17 protein-coding genes, 1 pseudogene and 2 riboswitches are annotated in these 21,066 nt (G+C 50.2%); of the genes and pseudogenes, 6 read left to right on the top strand and 12 right to left on the bottom strand.

Translation table 11 applies throughout. From position 1 onward, the window contains the following. Window positions 1–8: 8 nt before the first annotated feature. From pheT to ACO9K6_RS09125, 3 genes are all read right to left on the bottom strand, one after another. Complete coding sequence (pheT, locus tag ACO9K6_RS09135; protein WP_424767245.1) at window positions 9–2,450, bottom strand: phenylalanine--tRNA ligase subunit beta; 2,442 nt, start codon at window positions 2,448–2,450, stop codon at window positions 9–11. 24 nt (window positions 2,451–2,474) lie between these two features. Beyond that, complete coding sequence (gene pheS, locus ACO9K6_RS09130) at window positions 2,475–3,509, bottom strand: phenylalanine--tRNA ligase subunit alpha (RefSeq protein WP_424767244.1); 1,035 nt, start codon at window positions 3,507–3,509, stop codon at window positions 2,475–2,477. 524 nt (window positions 3,510–4,033) lie between these two features. After that, a complete protein-coding gene (locus tag ACO9K6_RS09125) occupies window positions 4,034–5,446 on the bottom strand; it encodes a copper resistance D family protein (protein ID WP_424767243.1) in 1,413 nt (470 codons plus the stop codon). A 338-nt stretch (window positions 5,447–5,784) separates the two neighbouring features. Here ACO9K6_RS09125 and ACO9K6_RS09120 point away from each other — a divergent pair, with 338 nt between their 5' ends. Beyond that, window positions 5,785–7,164 carry a Glu/Leu/Phe/Val family dehydrogenase gene (locus ACO9K6_RS09120; RefSeq protein WP_424767242.1) on the top strand — a complete coding sequence of 460 codons (1,380 nt, stop codon included), beginning with the start codon at window positions 5,785–5,787 and terminating at the stop codon, window positions 7,162–7,164. A gap of 148 nt (window positions 7,165–7,312) precedes the next feature. Here the strand turns inward: ACO9K6_RS09120 and ACO9K6_RS09115 are convergent, their stop codons facing one another. Continuing rightward, entirely contained in the window at window positions 7,313–8,626 is a 1,314-nt protein-coding gene (locus ACO9K6_RS09115) for a vWA domain-containing protein (RefSeq protein WP_424767241.1), read from the bottom strand. Between the two features lie 152 nt (window positions 8,627–8,778). On the opposite strand from ACO9K6_RS09115, the gene ACO9K6_RS09110 reads away from it, so the two are divergent. Next, window positions 8,779–9,081, top strand: coding sequence for a hypothetical protein (locus ACO9K6_RS09110; RefSeq protein ID WP_424767240.1), 303 nt, complete (start codon window positions 8,779–8,781; stop codon window positions 9,079–9,081). A gap of 142 nt (window positions 9,082–9,223) precedes the next feature. Here the strand turns inward: ACO9K6_RS09110 and ACO9K6_RS09105 are convergent, their stop codons facing one another. The 3 genes from ACO9K6_RS09105 to ACO9K6_RS09095 all read right to left on the bottom strand — a co-directional run bounded on the left by ACO9K6_RS09105 (window position 9,224) and on the right by ACO9K6_RS09095 (window position 11,844). Continuing rightward, the gene (locus ACO9K6_RS09105) at window positions 9,224–10,186 is read right to left on the bottom strand and encodes an aldolase catalytic domain-containing protein (protein ID WP_424767239.1); all 963 of its coding nucleotides are present in this window, start codon (window positions 10,184–10,186) and stop codon (window positions 9,224–9,226) included. 115 nt (window positions 10,187–10,301) lie between these two features. Next, a complete protein-coding gene (locus ACO9K6_RS09100; RefSeq protein ID WP_424767238.1) occupies window positions 10,302–11,048 on the bottom strand; it encodes a GTP cyclohydrolase II in 747 nt (248 codons plus the stop codon). 31 nt (window positions 11,049–11,079) lie between these two features. Beyond that, on the bottom strand, window positions 11,080–11,844 hold the full coding sequence (locus ACO9K6_RS09095; RefSeq protein ID WP_424767237.1) for a DODA-type extradiol aromatic ring-opening family dioxygenase: 765 nt from the start codon (window positions 11,842–11,844) through the stop codon (window positions 11,080–11,082). A gap of 149 nt (window positions 11,845–11,993) precedes the next feature. On the opposite strand from ACO9K6_RS09095, the gene ACO9K6_RS09090 reads away from it, so the two are divergent. Together ACO9K6_RS09090 and ACO9K6_RS09085 are read left to right on the top strand one after the other, a co-directional pair. Then, window positions 11,994–12,326, top strand: coding sequence for a winged helix-turn-helix transcriptional regulator (locus tag ACO9K6_RS09090; RefSeq protein ID WP_424767236.1), 333 nt, complete (start codon window positions 11,994–11,996; stop codon window positions 12,324–12,326). 125 nt (window positions 12,327–12,451) lie between these two features. After that, window positions 12,452–12,614, top strand: a riboswitch (cyclic di-AMP (ydaO/yuaA leader). Window positions 12,615–12,620: 6 nt separating this feature from the next. Beyond that, complete coding sequence (locus ACO9K6_RS09085; RefSeq protein WP_424767235.1) at window positions 12,621–13,046, top strand: hypothetical protein; 426 nt, start codon at window positions 12,621–12,623, stop codon at window positions 13,044–13,046. Between the two features lie 65 nt (window positions 13,047–13,111). Here ACO9K6_RS09085 and metE read toward each other — a convergent pair whose 3' ends face one another. The 4 genes and pseudogenes from metE to ACO9K6_RS09065 form a co-directional block, all read right to left on the bottom strand. After that, window positions 13,112–15,424 carry a 5-methyltetrahydropteroyltriglutamate--homocysteine S-methyltransferase gene (gene metE, locus ACO9K6_RS09080; RefSeq protein WP_424767234.1) on the bottom strand — a complete coding sequence of 771 codons (2,313 nt, stop codon included), beginning with the start codon at window positions 15,422–15,424 and terminating at the stop codon, window positions 13,112–13,114. Between the two features lie 194 nt (window positions 15,425–15,618). Next, a riboswitch (cobalamin riboswitch) is annotated at window positions 15,619–15,814 on the bottom strand. A 209-nt stretch (window positions 15,815–16,023) separates the two neighbouring features. Beyond that, window positions 16,024–16,173 (bottom strand): annotated as a pseudogene (locus ACO9K6_RS09075) (SDR family oxidoreductase); the annotation flags it as partial. Between the two features lie 11 nt (window positions 16,174–16,184). After that, window positions 16,185–16,979 (bottom strand): DeoR/GlpR family DNA-binding transcription regulator, encoded by a 795-nt coding sequence (locus ACO9K6_RS09070; protein ID WP_424767233.1) that lies wholly within the window; start codon window positions 16,977–16,979, stop codon window positions 16,185–16,187. Beyond that, window positions 16,946–17,326: a hypothetical protein gene (locus ACO9K6_RS09065; protein ID WP_424767232.1), complete on the bottom strand. Its 381-nt coding sequence runs from the start codon at window positions 17,324–17,326 to the stop codon at window positions 16,946–16,948. Before ACO9K6_RS09065 ends, ACO9K6_RS09070 begins: the two co-directional genes overlap by 34 nt. 181 nt (window positions 17,327–17,507) lie before the next feature. On the opposite strand from ACO9K6_RS09065, the gene ACO9K6_RS09060 reads away from it, so the two are divergent. Next, window positions 17,508–17,786 carry a DUF2277 domain-containing protein gene (locus tag ACO9K6_RS09060; RefSeq protein WP_424767231.1) on the top strand — a complete coding sequence of 93 codons (279 nt, stop codon included), beginning with the start codon at window positions 17,508–17,510 and terminating at the stop codon, window positions 17,784–17,786. A 260-nt stretch (window positions 17,787–18,046) separates the two neighbouring features. On the opposite strand, the gene ACO9K6_RS09055 is transcribed toward ACO9K6_RS09060, so the two are convergent. Beyond that, window positions 18,047–20,020, bottom strand: coding sequence for a glycoside hydrolase family 127 protein (locus tag ACO9K6_RS09055; protein WP_424767230.1), 1,974 nt, complete (start codon window positions 20,018–20,020; stop codon window positions 18,047–18,049). Between the two features lie 137 nt (window positions 20,021–20,157). Here ACO9K6_RS09055 and ACO9K6_RS09050 point away from each other — a divergent pair, with 137 nt between their 5' ends. Continuing rightward, on the top strand, window positions 20,158–21,027 hold the full coding sequence (locus ACO9K6_RS09050) for an AraC family transcriptional regulator (RefSeq protein WP_424767229.1): 870 nt from the start codon (window positions 20,158–20,160) through the stop codon (window positions 21,025–21,027). Window positions 21,028–21,066 lie beyond the last annotated feature (39 nt).

Here is a 21,066-nt window from a genome sequence, read left to right as displayed (position 1 = left end):
TTTCCTGCCTACTTACGCAATTCCGCTGCAAAAGATTGTTCCAATTGTGCAACAACCTTCCCATGCAGCTCCGTTACCTCTTCGTCCGTCAATGTGCGCTCATGATGACGGTACACTAGCGACAACGCGATGCTCTTCTTGTCCGCTCCAAGCTTTTCTCCGGTATACACATCAAAAATACGAACGGACTCAAGCAATTCACCTGCAACGCTCCATGCCGTACCCGTCAGCTTATCCGCTGCCACCGTCTGATCGACGACCACCGCAATATCACGCTGCATGGCTGGATAACGAGGAAGCACCTTATAGGCAATATCGGAATCGGCCAGCTCATAAAGCAGGTCCAGTCCAATTTCGAGTACATACGTGTCAGCAAGATCCTCTTCGAGCTGCAACGCCGGATGAAGCTGGCCGACATACCCAATCACTTCCGGCCCCCTCGCCGTATCCAGCAGAACGGCTGCCGTTCTGCCCGGGTGAAAGTGCTCCGGCTGTGCCGCTTCGTACGTTACCTTGTCCGCTAAGCCCAGCACTGCGAAAACCGTCTCCAGAATGCCTTTTGCATCATAAAAATCAACTGGTGCCGCCTTCGTATTCCATGCTGCTTCCGTACGATTTCCAGTCAGCAGCGCTGCAAAACGATGCTTTTCCTGCGGCAACCGCGTCAACTGCTCCTCATCGGTATGGAACACGCTGCCGATCTCGAATACGGCGGCGGACTCATTTTTGCGATTGCGATTATAGGACGCCGTTTCCAGCAGCTGCGCAATCAGCGTGGTACGCAGTACGCTTCGATCCTCGCTCATTGGCATTGCAAGTTGAACTGGCTTCGTATCCGCGGCTAATGCCGGGAATAGCTTCGTCCGTCCAGGTCCAGTGAACGAATAGCTCACAACCTCATGAATGCCGGCATCTGTCAGCCGCTTGCGCAGCTCGCGTCTAATTGCCTGCGGCTTCGTTAACGAACCCGGAACAACATCACCATGGATAAGTGTCGTAGGTATATTATCGTAGCCATGCAAACGCGCAACCTCCTCGATCAAATCGACAGCGCGCGTAATGTCTCCTCGGCGTGAAGGCACATTCACGGTGAACACGTCGCTGTCGGACAGCGCATATTCAAAGCTCAAACGACCAAGTATCGTTTGTACCTCTAGCCGGGACAGCTCCGTGCCCAAATAGCTGTTGATTTTATCCAAAGAAACTTCCACTTTAACTGGCTGTAAGCTGCCCACAGAAGCTTCTACAATTCCTTCTGTAACAAGACCTTTCGCAAGCTCAGCGATGAGCGATGCTGCACGGTCGAGCGCCGGGATCACAACTGACGGATCAACCTCCTTCTCGAAACGAATACTCGATTCCGATCGAAGACCGAGCTGGCGGGAGGTTTTACGAATCGTACCCCCATCGAATTTCGCCGACTCCAGCAAAATATTAACCGTCTCGTCTGTTACCTCCGTGCTTGCGCCTCCCATTACGCCTGCAAGCGCTATCGGCTCCTTACCGTCAGTAATGACAAGCATATGCGGCTCCAGCTTACGCGTCTGGTCATCCAGCGTGACAATGGTCTCGCCTTCTTTGGCAAGACGGACATCAATTTTCCCGCTCGCGATGCGATCCGCATCGAAGGCGTGCAGCGGCTGACCGTACTCCAGCATAACGAAGTTCGTTACGTCAACGACGTTGTTGATTGGACGTACGCCGGCAGCCATTAAGCGGTTTTGAAGCCATTGGGGAGAAGCCCCGATTTTGACATCCTTAATATATCGGGCCGAATAATGCGAACAATGCTCCTGAGCGCTAATGCTCACGGATACGAGACTGTCTGTACGCAAGGCTGTATCATGAACTATATTATTTGGCAGCCGAACCTCCCGGCCGGTCAATGCTCCGATCTCATAAGCTACGCCCAGCATGCTAAGGCAGTCCGAACGGTTAGGCGTCAGGTCAAGCTCGAGCACCTCGTCATCGATGCCAAGAACCTCGGTAATCGGCGTACCAATCTGCGCAGACGCAGGCAGTACAAGAATGCCTTCCTGCTGCTCCTTCAGCAGCAGCTTATCATTCAAGCCCAGCTCCTTAGCGGAACAGATCATGCCCTGCGATTCAACACCGCGCAGCTTCGCACGCTTAATCTTGAAATCGCCAGGCAGCACTGCGCCAATAACGGCTACCGGAACGAGCTGGCCAGCATCGACATTTTTGGCGCCGCAGACGATTTGAAGCTCCTCGCCAGTGCCTGCATCAACCTTGCACACGTTCAGCTTATCTGCATCCGGATGTTTTTCCTTCGATTTCACATATCCGACGACAACGCCGGTTACGCCCTTATTGCGTGATTCTACGACGTCGATTTCAATACCGCCGCGCGTCATTTTCTCCGCAAGTTCTCCCCCCGTGTAACCGGACAGGTCGATATATTCGCTTAACCATTTATAGGATACGTTCATTTCTCTTCTTCCCTTCTCTCTTGACTACATTCTGGCAAATTGGTTCAAGAACCGCAGATCGTTCGTATAGAAATGACGAATGTCGTCAATGCCGTATTTCAATAGTGCGATACGCTCAACACCCATGCCGAACGCGAAGCCGCTAACCTCTTCAGGGTCATATCCACCCATTCCGAGCACGCGCGGATGCACCATGCCGCAGCCAAGAATTTCAAGCCAGCCGGTATGCTTGCACATGCGGCAGCCGCTGCCGCCGCATTGCACGCAAGTTACGTCAACCTCCGCGCTAGGCTCCGTAAAAGGGAAGAAGCTCGGACGAAGGCGGATTTGCGCCTGTTCGCCGAACATTTGCTGCACGAATTGCAGAAGCGTTCCCTTCAAATCGCTCATGCGAATGTTTTTGCCGATGACAAGCCCTTCGATCTGATTGAACTGGAACGAATGCGTCGCGTCGTCATCATCACGGCGATACACCTTGCCCGGGCAAATAACCTTGACCGGCGTCTGTCCGTTCATCGCCTTCATTGTACGTACTTGTACCGGAGAGGTATGCGTTCGCATCAGAATATCATCTGTCACATAAAACGAATCCTGCATATCGCGCGCCGGATGATTTTTTGGCAGGTTCAAAGCTTCGAAGTTGTAATAATCCTCTTCCACCTCCGGGCCCTCCGCGATCGTATAGCCAAGACCGATAAATATATCCTCAATCTCTTGGGCTACCTTGTTCAAAGGGTGTACGGAGCCTGTCGGCAATGACTTGCCCGGCAAAGTTACATCAAGTGTTTCCGCAAGCAGCCGGTTGTTCGTTTCAGCTTGTTGGAACGCTTCCTGCTTCTCATCGATCACAGTCTCGATCGCTGCGCGGACGTCATTCGCCACCTGTCCAATAATCGGACGCTCCTCTGCGCTCAAGCCGCCCATACCGCGCAAAATTTCGGTCAGCGCACCCTTCTTGCCTAAATATTTGACGCGTAAATCATTGAGCTGCTGCGGGGATTCCACATGCTGCAGCTCCTGAAGCGCTTCGCCGCGCAGGCCTTCCAATTTTTCCTTCATTCCTCTTCGCCTCCGTATCATCATCCCTAAATTAAGACACAAAAAAAGGCTCTCTCTCCCTGAAGGGACGAAAGAACCGTGGTACCACCCTAATTCGAATTACGTTCCTGACTGCCGGCGGGTCTCTAGCCTTATATGGCTATTGTCTGCCTTACATGCAGCGGATTGCAATCCCTTAAGCCCATAACGGCGGGAACCGGACCCTCCCTACTCGCGCCTGCGGCTAACCGCAGCGGCGTTTCAGGCGTCTGCTCCGGAGTGAACTTCGGCAGCCTGTTTTCACGAAGACGCTCTCAATCAACGGCATCTTCTCCCTGTATGAAGGCACTGCGTACTTTTCTCCATCATCGCTTTCGTGCGAATATGAAACAATAATCTATATTATATGCAAACTGTCAAGCCGTTGCAACAGCTAAGACTGCATTTTGCATAAAGACAGCTCCTTCAGCCAGGAATCGATGCGCATCATCATTTCCTCCAATAAGCGAATCCGGGCGAACGAAGCACGCAACAAATATTGTCATCTAATCATTGCGAAAAGTGATTTTTTTCACCGTTTCCTCACCGGCCTGATCGACGATAACAAGCTCGGCCGTCCAAGCCCCCCGGTAAGGGAGCTCAACCTCATCCGCAAAATAATCCGTTTCCTTAAAGCCGGGGAAGGTGAAGTCCTCATCCGTGTAATCGCTGACCAGAGGAACCTCTACAGCTTTTTTCTGCGGGTAGTCATCCGACCTCAGCCTTAATTGAATAGAAGCCGGAGCGCCCAACTGCTCGGGCAGCCATACCTTCAACTTAACTTGGTTGGGGCCAGGCGCATTCGGTGTGATCGCTAACGTGTAATGCAGCCGATCGCCCATTTGATGGTGAGAGAGCGGATTTCCTTCAGGCACGGGACTTATATAAGTAAATATGGCTGCGATGATCAAAATAACGCTCATCAAAAGAAAGTCCAGCTTTAGCAGCTTTCCATTAGGCAGCTCCTGCCGCTTCGCGCGTCTGCGCAAAAAAAAGCCAGTTACGGCGACGAGTACGACAAGCACTGCTTTTGCAACCAGCATAAGCCCCCAGGTCGTATACAGCAAATAACGCCAGGACGGCAGCAAAAGCGCCGTCATGCCTATTCCGCTTGCCGTCAGCGCCACAATGGACAGCCAAGCAGCCTTCGTGAAACGTTCAGCAAACCATCCGGCCTCCCTGCGATCAGCATACCAGAAGAAAAGCAGCAGCATTAAGCCGCCTGCCCACAGGGCTGAGGCAGCAAGGTGAATGAAATCGAATACGATTGCCATTGTATTCGATGGCAGCGCATTGACATGACCGTTAAAGCTTTCCGATGCAAGCAGAAGCAGCGCCCAGACCATTTTGAACGAATCCTGAAGCCGCAGAACGACAAAGCCTAACAGAGACACAGCAATTAAACCTAGCCAAGAACGACCGATCGCCGTTTCCGTCAAAATGCGCAGCCATTCATTGGCACTGCCGCCATCGTACCCCTTTAGTAAGCTGATCATATGGACAAACACGAACACAAGCACAGTAAGCAGCAGTCCTCTGATCACAGGCAGGCTCCATTTGTCCATCATTCTCCGCTGGCCTTCATTCATTCCCGCAGGAAGGGCGATTGACCAAAGCATCGCACCTGCTGTCAGCATTAGCGCAAAATAATAAAGAGCCCTAACCGTATAAAATAACACTTTTCCTAGCGTAACGCCTTCATCATGATGTCCTGACGCTGTATGATCATGACCGACCTGCTGATGCGGTTCGAAGGCGGCTGCCGCATTTTGCGGCTGTGCCGATATGTATTCAGGGGCGAGCCACAGAGATGAGCACGCCAGGCAGATTAGAATAAGCAGCACGATAGAAACGATAACCTTTAACCGCCTTCTAGGCGATAAGTGATTGGCTGTTTCTTCTTGTGATATGTAACTCACGATGTCACTTCCTTCACGTTGTTCTGCTACAGTTTACTAAACCGCTGCAAAAAGAACAATTATACATCTGCATCCAGCACAAAACCTAGATGATGTCGCTTCAGCCGCTTCACTGTCCAAGTATTATTTTACAAGAATGTTTATGCTGACGATAGGGATTAACCCCATGGATAATGTGACAAAACTGCGAATGGAGAAGGCGGGCGAGGGACTTTTGGATTAATGAACTCGTTATGGTAAAGTTATGAAGTAAGTTTTCACCGATTCGACGGAGTGATAACGATTCATACCAGCGTATAATCATCTCATTTTTGAACACAGAGGGAGGTCGTTTAGTCGTGGCTAGTCAAACCGGCGCCATCGTACAGCAGTCCTTAAGCGCTTTAATGGGAGACCCTTCATTTTTACCGAGTTTGCAAAAACAAGCGCGCGAGCAGGCTTTTATGTCGCTTGCTGCTATTCTATCAACACCTAATAAAGTACATAAAGCTTTCCTTCGCATTACCGTCGACAACGGCAATGTCGTGCGCATACCGGCTTATCGGATTCAGCATAACGATACGCTTGGACCATACAAGGGAGGCATTCGATTCCACGAGCTCGTAAGCGAGGAAGAGGTGACAAATCTCGCCGCGCTCATGACGCTTAAAAACGCGCTCCACGAGGTTCCTTTTGGCGGGGGCAAGGGCGGAGTCGTCATCAATCCGCGCGCCTATTCTACGAAAGAGCTTTATCTCATATGCAAAAAATATGTACAATACTTCAGCGATGTGCTAGGGCCCGATAAAGATATACCCGCCCCAGATATGGGAACCGGCGAGCGGGAGATGGACTGGATGATGTCCGAATTCAAGAGCATCAATCCCGGCAGTCCCTACCTCGGGAGCTTCACGGGCAAAAGCGTCATCAACGGCGGCTCGCTAGGCCGCAGAGAAGCTACCGGCAAAGGCGTCTATTTTACGTTTCGCTATATGCTGCACGATTTCCTAAAAACGCAGAGCAACTGGCTCGCTGGCAGCACAAACCCCTTCGTCCAAACCGCGCTGGCCCACTCGGATCGGCCGTTGTCAATTGCGGTGCAGGGCTTCGGCAATGTCGGCTCAGTGGCCGCATTAGAAGCGTATAAGTGCAGTTACTTGAACAATAAGGTCGTTGCAGTAAGCGACCGCAACGTAACCCTCTATAACCCGGATGGCCTGTCTATTCCGGCTTTAATTGAATACGCCGCCCGAAACCAGGGAGATTTGCCTGCCTCCGAAACGGCGCTCGCCGAGCTTGATATTAAGGCGCAAATTGTTGGACGCGAGGAAGTTCTCTATTTGGATGTGGATGTGCTGATTCTGGCTGCGCTGGAGGACCAAGTTCACAAGGACAATGTTGAGCAGATAAAAGCGAGAATCATTGTGGAAGGCGCGAATGCACCGATTACAGGCGAAGCCGACGAAGCGCTTAGCGCTAAAGGCGCCATTATCATACCGGATATATTAGCGAATGCGGGCGGCGTTATCGTCTCGTACTTCGAATGGCTGCAGGGCCGGGAAACGCAGTTTTTCATTGAAGAGCAGGTCCACAAAATGCTTTACGAAAAAATGCAAAGGACGCTGAACAGCATTCTGCCAACCTACTTCGGCGATCCCTACACGCTTCGCCAAAATTGTTATATCCACGCGGTAATGAAGCTGTCCACCGTGCTTTACAGGCAAGGCAAGCTGTACTAAGAATACCCTGGCTGCAGAACCATACAGCCGCGTAAGTGGCAGTGCTGTAAGCGCATATTTGCTCCTACGACCCTCAAACACTTGTTACTCTCGTGCTGTAGGAGCATATGCGTGATTACAGCTTCCGCTTGAACGTCCTGCCACGTCATTACTCCTGCACATAACGATTAATAACCTCAACCAGCAGATCATTCAGCAGCTTCACCTCATATTCGCCTACCGCCGGCTCAAGGTGATCCCCGCCGATGCCGCTGTCATCGGTCAGAAATAAATAGGTGCCGCCTGTGGCAACAGCCATGAACCGCAGCAAATATTCCGTATCTACGTCAACGCCGCTGGAGGCTACCGGAATGATGCGAATCCCTTGCTCCGCTGCGTCAGCCGTAAGCTTCTGCATTTCATCGATTATTTGCGGATCATCATGCGGCGGCGCATCCAGCACCAGGAACAATAGACGCGCGCGCGCTTCCTCGCTCCATTTGTGCTCATGTATGGCGTCTCTTAGCGCTTGATCGACTGCCTCAGGGTAATCTCCTCCGCCATGCGCCTCCTGCTCACTGAACTGACGAATGACTTGATTAATATCTGTGGTGAACGGATATGGCTTTACGATATAATCATCATGCTTATCCCGGTAAAAATTCGCGCTTAGCCGCATATCCAGCTGATTGGCATGCTCATCGGACACCCGCTTCACGACATCCTTGAGCTCAGCCTCCAAATAGTTCAGCTCATCCTGCATCGAGCCGGTCGTATCCACGACAAACATAACATCAACCTGATTGGAAAGCGTGTCTGCCCTCCCTAAATCAACCTTCATGCTGCCCTGCTGGGGAATTTCCAGCGGCTGCGAAGTTTTATTCTCCTGCCCCGCCCTCACCCGAACGGTAAAGCTGCCTTGATTGGCCGTATCCCGATCAAAAAGCCCTGCATACACATACGCTCTTCCTTCTGTATTCGTACGCGCTTGCCAAGCGGTTTCTTTCCCGGACAGCAGCTCGACGCTCGCATCCGAGACTGCCTTCCCATTCGCCGTTACAACGACCTCCAGCCGATGAAAATTCCAAAAGCCCCAGATCCGCTTGCTGCTGTCTGCTTCTTGGCTGTTCAGCAAATTGCCGAACCGCTCCCAAGCGGCCAGATCCTCCCATTCGCCTGCCGTGAGCTGACCCGCTTGCACCTCCTGATTGGGATTCGAATAGCTGCGGTTGCCGCCTTCCTTCTCTTTACTCGGCTCACTGCCAGGTGCCCGATTGTCTCCGTCCGAACTCGACTCCTCCTTAGCTGCTTGGTCACTCGTGGACTCGCCTGCTGAAGTATCAGAGTCCCCGCGATCGGACGCATTATTCGAAGAAGAGGAGCATGCGTTGAGCACCAGCATGAAGACAACCAGAACCGCCATTATCCAGCCTAGGCCTTTTCTTTGTCTGCCTGAAGCTATATAAGTTTGACCCGCTTTCATTCCTTCAGCCCCTTATCTTTGTATTTGCTACTCTGACGATCAGCGGCTTACAAATGTTGCATAATTAAGGCGTTACCATTACAATCGATTTCAGGCATGCGGCGAGTTCCAAGATCGACTGCATATAGCTTCATTTACAGGAGGACCTCATCGTGGAAACCTTTGAAATTATCGCTATGGAAATAACGTACCAACAACAAACGAAGGGACTATCCTTCACTTCAGCCGAGCTTGTGCGCGTTACGGAATATGGCGACCGGCTATGGTATGTCGATGTGAATGGGGTAGGCGACCGAGAGCTATTAGCTTGGTTCGGGCAAAGCGAGGACATCAGAGTACAGCTTACAGCTGTTGCAAGGAGCGGCCAAACCTTCCGCGGCATTGGCTATCTGCACCCGAATGAGCCGCATCAAGCGGCGGCCATTCGCGGAGATGGCGAGCTGCTCGAGCAATAATGCGTGATTGAAAGCAAAGGACCGCTCTTTAAAGAACGGTCCTTTGCTCTATCCTATTTCATCTTGTCCCTTCCGCTTTGTCAATAGAATCATAAAAGCCCCTGCAAATTATATTCAAAAATTTGCAGGGGCTTTTATGCTATTATTTGCTGTGCGCAATTTCAGGCGTTGTAAGACGATCGTAGAATTCCACGCCTTTATCTTTGTCTTCAGAATCGCGAAGCGCCATTGCGGAACGCGGATGCTCATCCAAGATGCCTGTGATCATGTATGGGATAATGTAGCCCCACTCTTCCTTCTCGCGAAGCGGGATCATGTATTTCTCGATCATATCGAGAACAGGACGGATGCTGTATTTCGTGTTCTGAAGCTCAGCTACAAGCAGCTCCGTGTTGCAGTTGCCCGCAGCGCGGCCCATACCGTATACGGAGGAATCAAGCAATTCAACGCCATTCTCCGCTGCAAGCAGCGTATTCGCGAATGCAAGCTGCAGATTGTTATGTGCATGAACGCCTAAACGCTTGTTCGGCAGATGCTTGCGGAACTTATCGACAAGATAGCTCATGTCGCTAGGCTTCAAGCTTCCGTAGGAGTCAACGACGTACACAACGTCTACCACACTGTTGTTGATTAGCTCGAATGCTTCGATTAACTGGTTCTCCATAACGTTCGAAAGCGCCATAATGTTCAACGTCGTTTCATAGCCACGATCGTGGAACACTTTAACAAGCTCAAGCGCCTTGTCTACATCTTGGACGTAGCAAGCAACGCGAATCAGATCAAGCAGGCTCTCGCTGCGCGGCAAAATGTCATTCTCATCGACACGACCGACATCAACAAGCGCGGAAAGCTTCGTATTGCCTTTATTCGGAATGACCTGCTTCAGAAATTCATCGTCCAGGAAGCGCCAAGGGCCTGCGCTTTCAGCGCCCTTCAATAGCTTTGGTGAGTTTTTGTAGCCGATTTCCATATAATCGACGCCGGCTTCGTTCAAGCTTTTATACAAATGCTGAACAAACTCGACACTAAAATCCCAGTTATTCACGAGACCGCCGTCGCGGATCGTGCAATCAACAATTTTGCAGTGACTCGTCTTTGAATGCATGCGTTGTTACTCCTTTATATGAACATGAGTTCAGTTTTTTCTCATTTTACTTGAAAAGGAAGAGGAACGCAAAATGTTTTTGTCGATTTATGGATGCTCGAAGCAAGCATTACACTTATTGCACGATCGACTCTGGCTTTTGACCAAAATGTCCTGAACGCTTCACCTTCGTTTGAAGGTATTTCTCGTTATATACCGAGGATTGGCCCCATAGCGGAACCCTTCCGGTCACATTCATACCCGCTTTGCCAAGTGCATCCACCTTGCGTGGGTTATTCGTAATAATGGATCCCGATCTTGTACGCAGCAGCTTTAGGACGGCAATAGCATCGCTGTAATCGCGCGTATCGTCCTCAAAGCCAAGCTCTGTATTGGCATCGACGGTATCGAGGCCATCCTCCTGCAGCAAATAAGCGATCGCTTTACTGAATAAGCCGATCCCTCGGCCTTCATGGTTAGCCAGGTAAAATAACGCACCCGAGCCATGCTCGGTAATGATCCGCATCGACTGCTTCAATTGGTAGCCGCAATCGCATCTTGCGCTGCCGAAAATATCGCCTGTATGGCATATGCTGTGCATCCGGATAAGAGAGTCGTCGCTATTTTCAAAATCACCGTAGACGAGCACGCTTGACTGCTGCATATCTGCATAAGAGCTGCGGTTCAAATCCTCTAACAGCTGCTCGACTGACAGCTCCTCGCCAGCTTCCTTGCGAAGCCAGCTGTACCAGTGAAATGTCTTCGTTTCTCCATCCAGCTCCACTGGAAGCTTGACAGGTCCAACAACGTAAATATCGTTGCTACCGCTTTTTGTCCGTTTTATTTTATCCTTAATAATGGCTGCAATATTTGGTTTAATCATGCTGATCCACCTTCTCTAAATTTATGGAATATTAAAATTGCATCGATAAGTAGCTTAAAGTGCCGAATTCATAGCTGCGATAAATAACCTTAGGTGAAGCTGCTGGATTTCCGCTTCCAAGCGCTATATATAAAGGTACGAAATGTTCCGCCCGCGGTACTGCCATTTTAGCATGCGGGGCAAGCTCTTCATACCGAAATAAGGCATTCGTGTCGTTCTCTTTCATTTTTCCGATCAGCCATTCGTCAAACTCGACCGCCCAGCTCTCCGGCTCCTTCTGACCCCACTTTACCGCACGTAAATTATGGACTGTAACACCGCTCCCGATCAGCAAAATATTTTGCGAGCTCAAGCTGCGCAGCGCTTCACCAATCTGATACTGCTCCTCTGCGGAACGGTATGGATTGACAGAAACCTGCACAACCGGTACATCCGCCTTCGGAAACATATGCTTCAGCATCGTCCATGAACCATGATCGAGTCCGCGTTCTATGTCATAAGCAACAGCTATTCCCTTATCACTTAGCAATTCGCCGACTAGCGCAGCCACCTTTGTAGAGCCCTTTGCTGGATATTTCACCTGATAAAGCTCATCTGGAAAGCCGTAGAAATCATAAATCGTTTCATACTCATCGTCCTTTGAAGAGATCGTGACGTCCTCCGCTTCCCAGTGGGCGGTAAAAATAACGATTGCATCAGGCTTTAAACTAGCTCCGGCTGCTTGCAGAAATTTACTATATTCATTTTGCTCGACGGCGAGCATCGGTGATCCATGCGCAAGAAATAAAGGGTTCATGGATGTGCCTCCTCAAAATAAAGTTACTATTTGTAACTAATTATAGTTTTACAATTTAGGATAGTCAAGTAATTAACCTTATTGATGTTAGCTTGTATAAATAAGATATTAGCGCTATACTTAGAAGGAACATAGAAGAGGTGATACGAATGGATCAATCAAACCTTTGTCCTCGTTTCCAGAAGGGAATGGACATCATAAGCAAACGTTGGACCGGCCTTATAATATTTCAGCTGCTGTCCGGCCCGCAGCGTTTCTGTGCCGTGCAATCGGCCTTGCCGATCAGCGGCAGATTGTTATCGGAACGATTTAAGGACTTAGAAAATGAAGGGATTGTTGACCGCCATGTCTATCCCGAAACTCCTGTTCGCATCGAATATTCATTAACTGCGAAGGGTCGTGCGCTTGAGCCGATCATAAGGGAAATTGAAAAGTGGTCACAAGATTGGGTGCAGCCGTCAGAAGCCGTTAAACAACTTTGAGGCTGAAGTTCCCTTTCATTTAAGAGCCGTCCGTTTTCCAGACTACAGTTATCTTAAGGACGGCCCCATTCATGTCAAGGCCTTAAATGGTTTACAATTAGTCATTTCAGGTTTAAAATAGAAATAAATCATTAACGCTGAATTTTTCTTATGAAAAAACGGGGGAACCAACGCGAACGTTCAAGCAATGGCTCGCAAGGGGTGAATCCAGGGCTTTGTATCCCTGGTAGGGCATTCTCTCTAGCCCGAATCCGACAGCTAACCTCGTAAGCGAAAAGAGGAGAGGTTTATTTTATGTTGTCTCAATCTTCAAATCATTTTCAGTTTCACACCGAACAGTCCTCTTCATTAAACGTTTCTCGCATCGAGCTTTTCATCATTCCCGCTCTCGCCATTGATTCAGCCGGTTATCGTGCATGTCTTCGTATAACAAGTGATTCAGGCATTGGCTGGAGTGAGATGTTCGTCGGTGAAACGGATGAAACGATCGACCTGGAGCGCTGGAGTGATCTTCTTGTCAGCTTCATTGGCAGCATAACTCTTCCACCCTTTCAAGATTTTCATTATGACAAGGATGATCCTGATGGACGCGTATTTGATCTATTCGCCGCTGCCGTCAATCATGTTACCGCACGCTCCGCAGATTCCGCTTCATTCGCAACGGATACGGAAGAGCATGTTCTGCGTCAACGGGCCTTGCATTATGTATCTTTAGTTTGATCAGGTTGCTTGCATGTTAAGAAGCCCGACCCTTCTCTAGCAGAAGGGTCGGGCTTCTTATATTTCTAAATCGATACAGTCACTTCATGCTGCTTGCGCACTTGATAAGTTGCCTCCATCATGTTGCGGAGGGCATCTACGGTCTCGGCTTCACCGCGCGTCTTCAACCCGCAGTCCGGATTGATCCAGAAGATGCTCGGATCAAGTACTCTTAACGCGCGCTCGATGTTTTTCACCATTTCATCGACGGCAGGCACACGCGGGCTATGAATGTCATATACGCCAAGCCCAATGCCTTGATCGTACGTGTGCTCCTCGAAGCTCTGAATCAACTCGCCATGGCTGCGTGATGTTTCTATAGAAATAACATCTGCATCAAGCGCTAGAATTGAATCGATAATGTCGTGGAATTCGCAATAGCACATATGCGTATGAATTTGTGTTGTATCGCGCACATCCGATGTCGATAGACGGAAGGCGTGTACGCCCCACTTCAAGTAGGCATCCCAATCGCTTTGCTTAAGCGGAAGTCCTTCACGCAGAGCCGGTTCATCGACCTGGATCATTTCGATTCCAGCTGCCTCGAGCGCCTTCACTTCCTCGGACAATGCCAACGCAATTTGATACGCGACCTGCTCGCGCGTAATATCGTTCCTTGGGAAGGACCAGTTCAGAATCGTAATTGGACCGGTAAGCATTCCTTTCACCGGACGATTGGTCAATGATTGCGCATAGACGCTTTCCGTAACCGTCATCGGTTCAGTGAACACGACATCCCCGTAAATAACCGGCGGCTTCACGCAGCGCGAGCCGTACGATTGCACCCAGCCGTTGCGCGTAAAAGCAAAGCCGTCCAGCTTCTCTCCGAAAAACTCAACCATGTCAGTACGCTCGAACTCGCCATGCACAAGAACGTCGATGTTAAGCTCCGTTTGAATTTCAATCCATTTTTTTATTTTTTCATTAATGAAAGAAGTGTAGCTTTCTGTGCTCAGCTCATTTTTTCTCCACTTCTGCCTAGCCTGACGAACATCCGTCGTTTGCGGAAAGCTGCCGATCGTTGTTGTCGGCAGGAACGGAAGCTGCCATTTCTCCTGTTGAAGCTTCTGTCTCTCTTCGAATGGCAGATGTCTTGCCGAAGGATGTGCGGCTACAGCTGCCGTATCTACCGCTTTTCTATTACGTGCCGGAGAAACAGACAGATTATAAATGCGCTGGCCGTTTTGCTTCAGCTCCTCCGCGAACGGACCGTCTAAGGCCGCTGCAACGCCTTCTGCACCAGCGGCTGCGCTCAGCCAAACGATCTCATCCAGCTTCTCTTCAGCGAATGCTAGCGCTTCGCGCAGCTCGGAAGGCAGATCTGTTTCATTTTTCGCCGATACTGGCACATGCAGCAAGCTGCTGGAGGATTGTAGGATAATGCGCTCCTTCGGAACAAATTCCATAATTTTCTCGATTATTGCAAGCTTCTGACGATAATCTGAACGCCAAATATTGCGCCCATCTACTAATCCGACAGCAAGCAGCTTATCCTGCGGGAAGCCGTATTGCTCCAGCGAGCTTAGGTTCTGCTCCAGACCGTGGACAAAATCAAGGCCAAGCCCTTGTACTGGCAGCGCAGCAAGCGTCTCGTAATGATCTACCGCATCGAAGTAGGTTTGCAGCAGCAAGTTAAGGCCTGGGGCAGCTTCATGAAGCTGCTGATAGATCGATTGAACGAGCTGAAGCTCATCCGTTGTAAGTGTTGTTACCAAAATCGGCTCGTCAATTTGTACCCACTGAACGCCCTCTTGCTCAAGCTCGCGCAGCAGCTGCGCATACAGCGGGATGAACTGCTCTACGAGAGCTGGAAGCTGCTTGGTCTCATAGCCTTTGGACAGCTTCAAAAAGGTATAAAGCCCAATAATGACTGGCTTGCCTTCGATTCCCAGCTTCTGCTTCGCTTCGCGATATGCTGCAAGCGGACGATTCTCCGTCAGAGAAGGCTTTGCCTCATTCAATTCAGGCACAATATAATGGTAGTTCGTATTGAACCACTTGGTCATCTCGCTCGCCTGCGCCTGCTGCGTGCCCCTTGCGATCGCATAATAGGTTTTGACCGGAACAGGACCGCCAGCATAGTCAAACCGCTTCGGAACGATGCCGAACATGGTCGCCGTATCCAGCATTTGATCATATAGCGTAAAGTCATTGACCGGAACAAACGATATGCCCTTGTCCTTCTGAAGCTGAAGATTTTTCAGACGAATAGCTTCCAGCGTCTCTAGAAAAACTGATTCCTCTAGGTCCCCTTTCCAGAAAGCTTCAAGCGCCTTTTTCCATTCCCGGTTTTCCCCTATTCTTGGATAGCCCAATACACTGCTCGAAAAATTACTCATTCCTATAATTCCTCCCGAAATAATTGTTTTTAAGACATAGCTAGCTAATAAATATAGACCGTTCTCTGTTAGAGACAATTCCAACCACACAAAAAAAGGGCGTCTATACCTTTAAAGAAGCAAAGGTAAAGACGCCCGTTGTTTCATAAACAGCGGTTCCTGTCTTTAACACCTCCCTATCTCCCGTAGGTAAAGCAGTGTCGTTCAAATAGGCAGGTCTCCTGACTCCAGCATCTTCATCTTCAGCTAACCTTCCCAATCTGGCGACAGATCAGTGGCATATACGCTAAGACTCCGCTGTTACAGTGGCGGGACCGCGCCGGTATTTCACCGGACTTCCCTTTTAAGCTCAAGACGTTACGCTAGAGCACCTATTTCCACTCATATTCAATTATTCGTCCGCTAACATACAGCAACATGAATAACTATACAGCCTATTCAATAAATATACAACACTATTTATTAAATCAGATGCAAGCTCAGCTAGCGGTAATAGATAAGAGACGTTTCACAAAGCCTTAACAATCGCTTATCTCAAGAAAAAAAGCTGTCCTCCAGCAGCCAACGCCACTTAGGAACAGCCTGCTTCTACCTATACTTTACCTAACTAACCAGCCACCGTCAACGGCTAATATATGTCCGTTCATATAATCGGAGGCCGAGGAGGCCAGAAAAACGGCCGGTCCGACCAGATTCTCGGTTGTGCCCCAGCGGCCAGCTGGAATGCGCTGCAAAATTTGTGTGCTGCGAACGGGGTTGCTCACACCTTTCCTTTCATACGTTTGCCGCCCGCCGGCAGCGCCGCCTTCAACATACGAATATTTTGCGCCTCGTACTTCGCCGCGACTTCAACGTCAATTCCATCATCCGTAATAATCGTATCGACTTCAGTCAGGCTGGCGAAGGTAATAAGCGCCCCTTTATCGAATTTGCTGTGATCCGCCAAGCAATAGACGGTTTTCGCATTTTCCATATACAGCTTCTTGAGCTTGGCCAGCTCCTCGGTAAAGATCGTAAGCCCGTATTCCAAATGAATGCCTGTCGTCGACAGGAACAGCTTATGAACATTTAAACGCTTGATCCAATCATGCGATTCGGCGCCGATCAGCAAATTGTTATGCCGGTAGCCGCCTGGCACGACAAGCCGAACCTGATCCTTCGCGGTCAGCTCGCGGATAATAAGCAGATCATTTGTGAGTACCGTTACCGGTATATTGGGAAGGAGCCTCGCCATCTCCAGCGTTGTACTGCCTGCATCAAGCGCGATAATATCGCTCTCCTCAATGCACGTCAGGGCAAGCTCGGCAATGGCCGTCTTCTCCTGCTGGTTCTTGCTGTTGGGAAATTGCAGCGGATACAGGCTGTCTTCCCCGCCCTGCTCCATGACTGCACCGCCATGCGTCCGTTTCAGAAGTCCCTTCTCCTCGAGCTTCTCCAAATCCTCGCGCACCGTCTTCTCCGTCACCTGAAACAGCTCACTCAGCTCCGACACCTTGACTGCGCTAAGCTGCTCCAGCTTTTCTATAATTTTGCGATGCCGTTCAGCAGCAAGCATAACGCACCTCCTGTAGCGAATTGTTCTATTTTAGCTCGCTTCAGCACATCCAGCTTGTTCAGCTCATAAGTCTCGCCATCTACCGAGATCAATGCCGCTCCGCCAATGTTCAAGAAGCCAACCTCGCAGCGCTCCAGAAAATACTCCGTCTTTAGCGTAGCAGCAGCCTCAAGCTCCAGCGTTTCGTTCACGGGAAATGCGCCGCCGACCACCATGCGGTCATAATGCGTGTAAGTCATCTTCATTTGATCCTGCACGAACAGGCTCTCGATCAAAAACTCGCTGCGAAGGCGCTCAGTCGTATATTGCTTAACATCCGTTGGGTTCGTTGTATGACGTACTTCCATGGGGGTAAAACCTCTTAATAAGTTCGATTATGTTTGTTTTTTATAATATCACACATTTACGAACGTAAAAAGGAAAATTTATTATTCTTAAAACCTATGTACATTCCATCGCAGCAAATTAAACTGTACAATAAAATAAATCATAAACAATAAAATCTAAAGAAAATAAAAGGAGACCGCTATGTGCAGGAATATCAAAACGTTATACAACTTCGAACCGCCAGCTACCTCGGATGAGATTCAAGCTGCCTCTCTCCAATTCGTGAGAAAGCTCTCGGGCTTCCATACGCCTTCGAAAGCGAACGAGGAGGCCTTTAATCTTGCCGTCCAAGAGGTGGCTCTGGTTGCTCAGACACTGCTCGACTCGCTGGTTACCAATGCCGAGCCCCGCAACCGCGAGATCGAAATCGAGCGCGCCCGTGCCAGATCAGCCAAAAGATTCGGAACAGGCGAAGCTTAAGCGGCGGACAATGATGTAGAAAAGCCCGACTATCGCGGGCTTTTCTCTATAAGTAGACCAGAGAACGTGTCCGATTAGATACATGAAATCCAGTTAATGGTGTGCAACGAGGAAAGCGTCCGGAACCGCACTCTCTTCGCCGCATGTAAAAAAAGCCTCTTCAGGCCGGCAGTGATGAAGTTCGTGATTCTCATGAACCTCATTACTGCCAGCCGCAAAGGGGCCTCTTTCTGCTTTTCAAACGCGTCCTACTTTCTTTATTAGATCCGTTCCTTCACCCAGACCGTCATCTCGCCCTTGTCGCGATTCGCCCATGCATAATAAGGGATGAAGGCAGCAATCGCCGGCTGAAGGCTCGCGCTCGAATCCGTGCGGTAAAGCTCTTCTCCCCACTGCTCTAACTGCAATCTTAAAGCTTGCGCCGTAATCACCTTCAGGCCACCGGCAAGCTTGGCATCGAAGGACACCTCTAGCTCAGAGTCCTGCGGCAGTAACAACTGTTGAAGCTGCGGACCGTTATCCGCCTCCTCCAGACAGTAAACAAGCGGTCCTCGCTGCAGTGCTACTTTGCCTGCGTTTGCCTTCACAAGCGGATGGCTTCTTACACGCATGATCGGCATTTCAAGCACAAGCTCCACTACGTCGCCGCTTGACCACTCGCGCTCGATCATCGCATAGCCGTCCTCCACCTTATCCGCAATGCTGAAAACCTTGCCGTTCACCCGCACCTCCGTCTTCGAGGACCAAGCAGGCACGCGAAGGGCCAGCGCAAAGGCCGTAGGCTCCTGGACGGTCACCTCGTAGCGGACCTTGCCTTCCCAAGGCATATCGGAATGCTGCTGAAGCCCAATTCTCGCTTCCCCTACCGAAAACTCCACTTGACCGCCAATATATAGATGCGAGTAAATCGTGCTGCCCTTCACCGAATATATGTATTCGCCCAGCGATGCCAGCAGCCGCGCAACGTTAGGAGGACAACATGCACAGCCGAACCATTCCTGACGGACCGGCTTCACGTGATTGAAGTTTTTATTCCTGCCTTCGCACACATCCGGCGTCACCTCAAGCGGATTGACATAGAAGAAATGCCTGCCGTCCCTGGACATACCTGCCAGCACAGTATTGTACAAGGCGCGCTCCATTACATCGGCATAGCGGCTGTTCGGCTCAAGCTGCAGCATGCGGTGCGCGAAGAAAATAAGGCCGATCGAAGCGCAGGTTTCCGAATACACCGTATCATTCGGCAGATCATAATCGAACGAGAACGCTTCGCCATGCGCCATGGAGCCGATTCCGCCCGTAATGTACATTTGCTTGTAGACAATGTTATCCCACAACCTGCGGCATGCGTCCAGCAGCGACCGGTCTCCGGTTTCGCGGGCGACATCAGCCATTCCCGCCAGCATGTACACGACACGTACTGCATGACCAGCCGCAGTCTCCTGCTCGCGAACCGGCTTGTGCGCTTGAAAATATTCATGATCGATAAAAATCTTATTTTTGCTCCAATGCGTCGTCCAGCCCCTGCGTTCGGCCTCCTCCACGAAGAAGCTTGGTTCCTGTCCCCGCTTATCGATGAAATATCGGCTGAGCTCCAAATATTTGCCCTCGCCTGTAGCTTCATACAGCTTTACGAGCGCAAGCTCGATCTCCTGATGCCCATCGTAGCCTGCGATTTGATCTGGTCCATCGCCGAACACGACCGCAATATCGTCCGCGATGCGGCATACGATGTCCAGCAAGCTCCGCTTGCCTGTCGCGCGGTAATAAGCGACACCCGCTTCAATCATATGTCCTGCCGAGTACAGCTCATGACATTCCGTCAAATTCGTCCACTTCTTATCCGGCTCCTTGATCGTAAAATAAGTGTTCAAATAGCCGCTCGGCTGTTGGGCCTTGCCGATAATCTCGATCATCTCGTCAGCAACCCGCTCCAGCTCGACATCTCGCTTCGTCTCGAGCAAATATGCTACCGCTTCCAGCCATTTGGCGACGTCGGTATCTTGAAACACAAAGCCGTAGAAATCACCCGTCTCCAGGCCCGCCGCTATTTTGAAATTGCTGACCGCGCCGCTTCGCTCCGCACCCTCTACCCGGTCATTTATCGCTTCCCATTGATAAGGCACGACGACGTCCCGAACCAAATCAATATAATAATTCCAGAAATCATCCTTGATTTGCACCTGCTTCAGCGAAACCGGCATTGCTTTATCTGCGCTTGCGGTTTGTCCCATACGATATCGCACCTCTCCAACTTGAAATTTTCATACTGCCGAATTCTATTGTATGCGTTACAATATTACAAAACTATAAATGATAAAAACCTATTTCTTATAAAATATCACACAAACAAAACAGGAGGCTTTACATCATGGAAGCATCCGAGCATGTCTATTTCAACGCGCCGCCGCTGCCGTATTTTCTGGAAAGCGGTGTGACGCTTCACGAGCCGGGCGACCAGCATCCGAGCCGCAAGCACCTTGGCGTTTTCGACCTCATTATAATAGAATCGGGGTGTTTGTTTGTTGCAGAAGAGGAGGAGCAATGGAGCTTGACCGCCGGGCAGACCGTGCTGCTGCTGCCGGATCGCTATCATTATTCCGTCAAGCCGACTGAGGAGCAGACGCGCTTTTATTGGGTGCATTTTCAGGCGCTCGGAGAGTGGCAGCAATCCGCTCAGGAGCACGTGAGCTTAAATCATGATGCCCATTACTCAAAGTTCCTGACAACGCCGTACCAGCTGCATTTACAAAAAAAATGGACGCTCCCCTACCCCGAGCAAGCGTTCCGGCTGATGCGGACGCTTAACAAAGCGGGAGGAGAGCGCCAATCGAGCGCCTTCTGGACACAGCAGCAGACCTTCGAGGAGCTGCTGCGCATGATGGATTTGCGGCAAAACGACAGCTATACGAGTCCTGTAGTTACGCTAGCGGAAAAGGCTGAGGCCTACATTAAAAACAATTACCGCTCCGAAATCACAAGCAAGACGATGAGCGACACACTAAATTTTCACTACAACTACATTACCCGCTGCATGAAGCAGGTATATGGCATGACGCCGGTCGAATATTTAACGAAATACCGGCTTGAGCAAGCGAAGCTGCTGCTGCTGAAGACCGAATGGCCCGTCGCACAAATCGCGCAGCAGGTCGGCTTCGAGAACGTCCCTTACTTCTCCAACTGCTTCACGCAGCAAATCGGACTGCCCCCGTCAAAATTTCGGAAGCAGTATATGAGCTGAAATTCGGACATTAATATGCCTATTCGTGCGCCGATACCC

This window comes from Paenibacillus praedii (assembly GCF_049725345.1).
In the GTDB taxonomy this organism is placed as follows: domain Bacteria; phylum Bacillota; class Bacilli; order Paenibacillales; family Paenibacillaceae; genus Pristimantibacillus.
The sequence above is the reverse complement of the archived record's forward strand: the minus strand, read 5'-3'. Positions and strand labels throughout refer to the sequence as shown.

Coding starts and splice junctions, on each gene's coding strand:
- pheT (WP_424767245.1), bottom strand. CDS start 2,450: ATGAACGTATCCTATAAATGGTTAAGCGAATATATCGACCTGTCCGGT.
- metE (WP_424767234.1), bottom strand. CDS start 15,424: ATGAGTAATTTTTCGAGCAGTGTATTGGGCTATCCAAGAATAGGGGAA.
- ACO9K6_RS09100 (WP_424767238.1), bottom strand. CDS start 11,048: ATGATTAAACCAAATATTGCAGCCATTATTAAGGATAAAATAAAACGG.
- ACO9K6_RS09105 (WP_424767239.1), bottom strand. CDS start 10,186: ATGCATTCAAAGACGAGTCACTGCAAAATTGTTGATTGCACGATCCGC.
- ACO9K6_RS09055 (WP_424767230.1), bottom strand. CDS start 20,020: ATGGGACAAACCGCAAGCGCAGATAAAGCAATGCCGGTTTCGCTGAAG.
- ACO9K6_RS09060 (WP_424767231.1), top strand. CDS start 17,508: ATGTGCAGGAATATCAAAACGTTATACAACTTCGAACCGCCAGCTACC.
- ACO9K6_RS09070 (WP_424767233.1), bottom strand. CDS start 16,979: ATGCTTGCTGCTGAACGGCATCGCAAAATTATAGAAAAGCTGGAGCAG.
- ACO9K6_RS09050 (WP_424767229.1), top strand. CDS start 20,158: ATGGAAGCATCCGAGCATGTCTATTTCAACGCGCCGCCGCTGCCGTAT.
- pheS (WP_424767244.1), bottom strand. CDS start 3,509: ATGAAGGAAAAATTGGAAGGCCTGCGCGGCGAAGCGCTTCAGGAGCTG.
- ACO9K6_RS09085 (WP_424767235.1), top strand. CDS start 12,621: ATGTTGTCTCAATCTTCAAATCATTTTCAGTTTCACACCGAACAGTCC.
- ACO9K6_RS09115 (WP_424767241.1), bottom strand. CDS start 8,626: ATGAAAGCGGGTCAAACTTATATAGCTTCAGGCAGACAAAGAAAAGGC.
- ACO9K6_RS09095 (WP_424767237.1), bottom strand. CDS start 11,844: ATGAACCCTTTATTTCTTGCGCATGGATCACCGATGCTCGCCGTCGAG.
- ACO9K6_RS09065 (WP_424767232.1), bottom strand. CDS start 17,326: ATGGAAGTACGTCATACAACGAACCCAACGGATGTTAAGCAATATACG.
- ACO9K6_RS09090 (WP_424767236.1), top strand. CDS start 11,994: ATGGATCAATCAAACCTTTGTCCTCGTTTCCAGAAGGGAATGGACATC.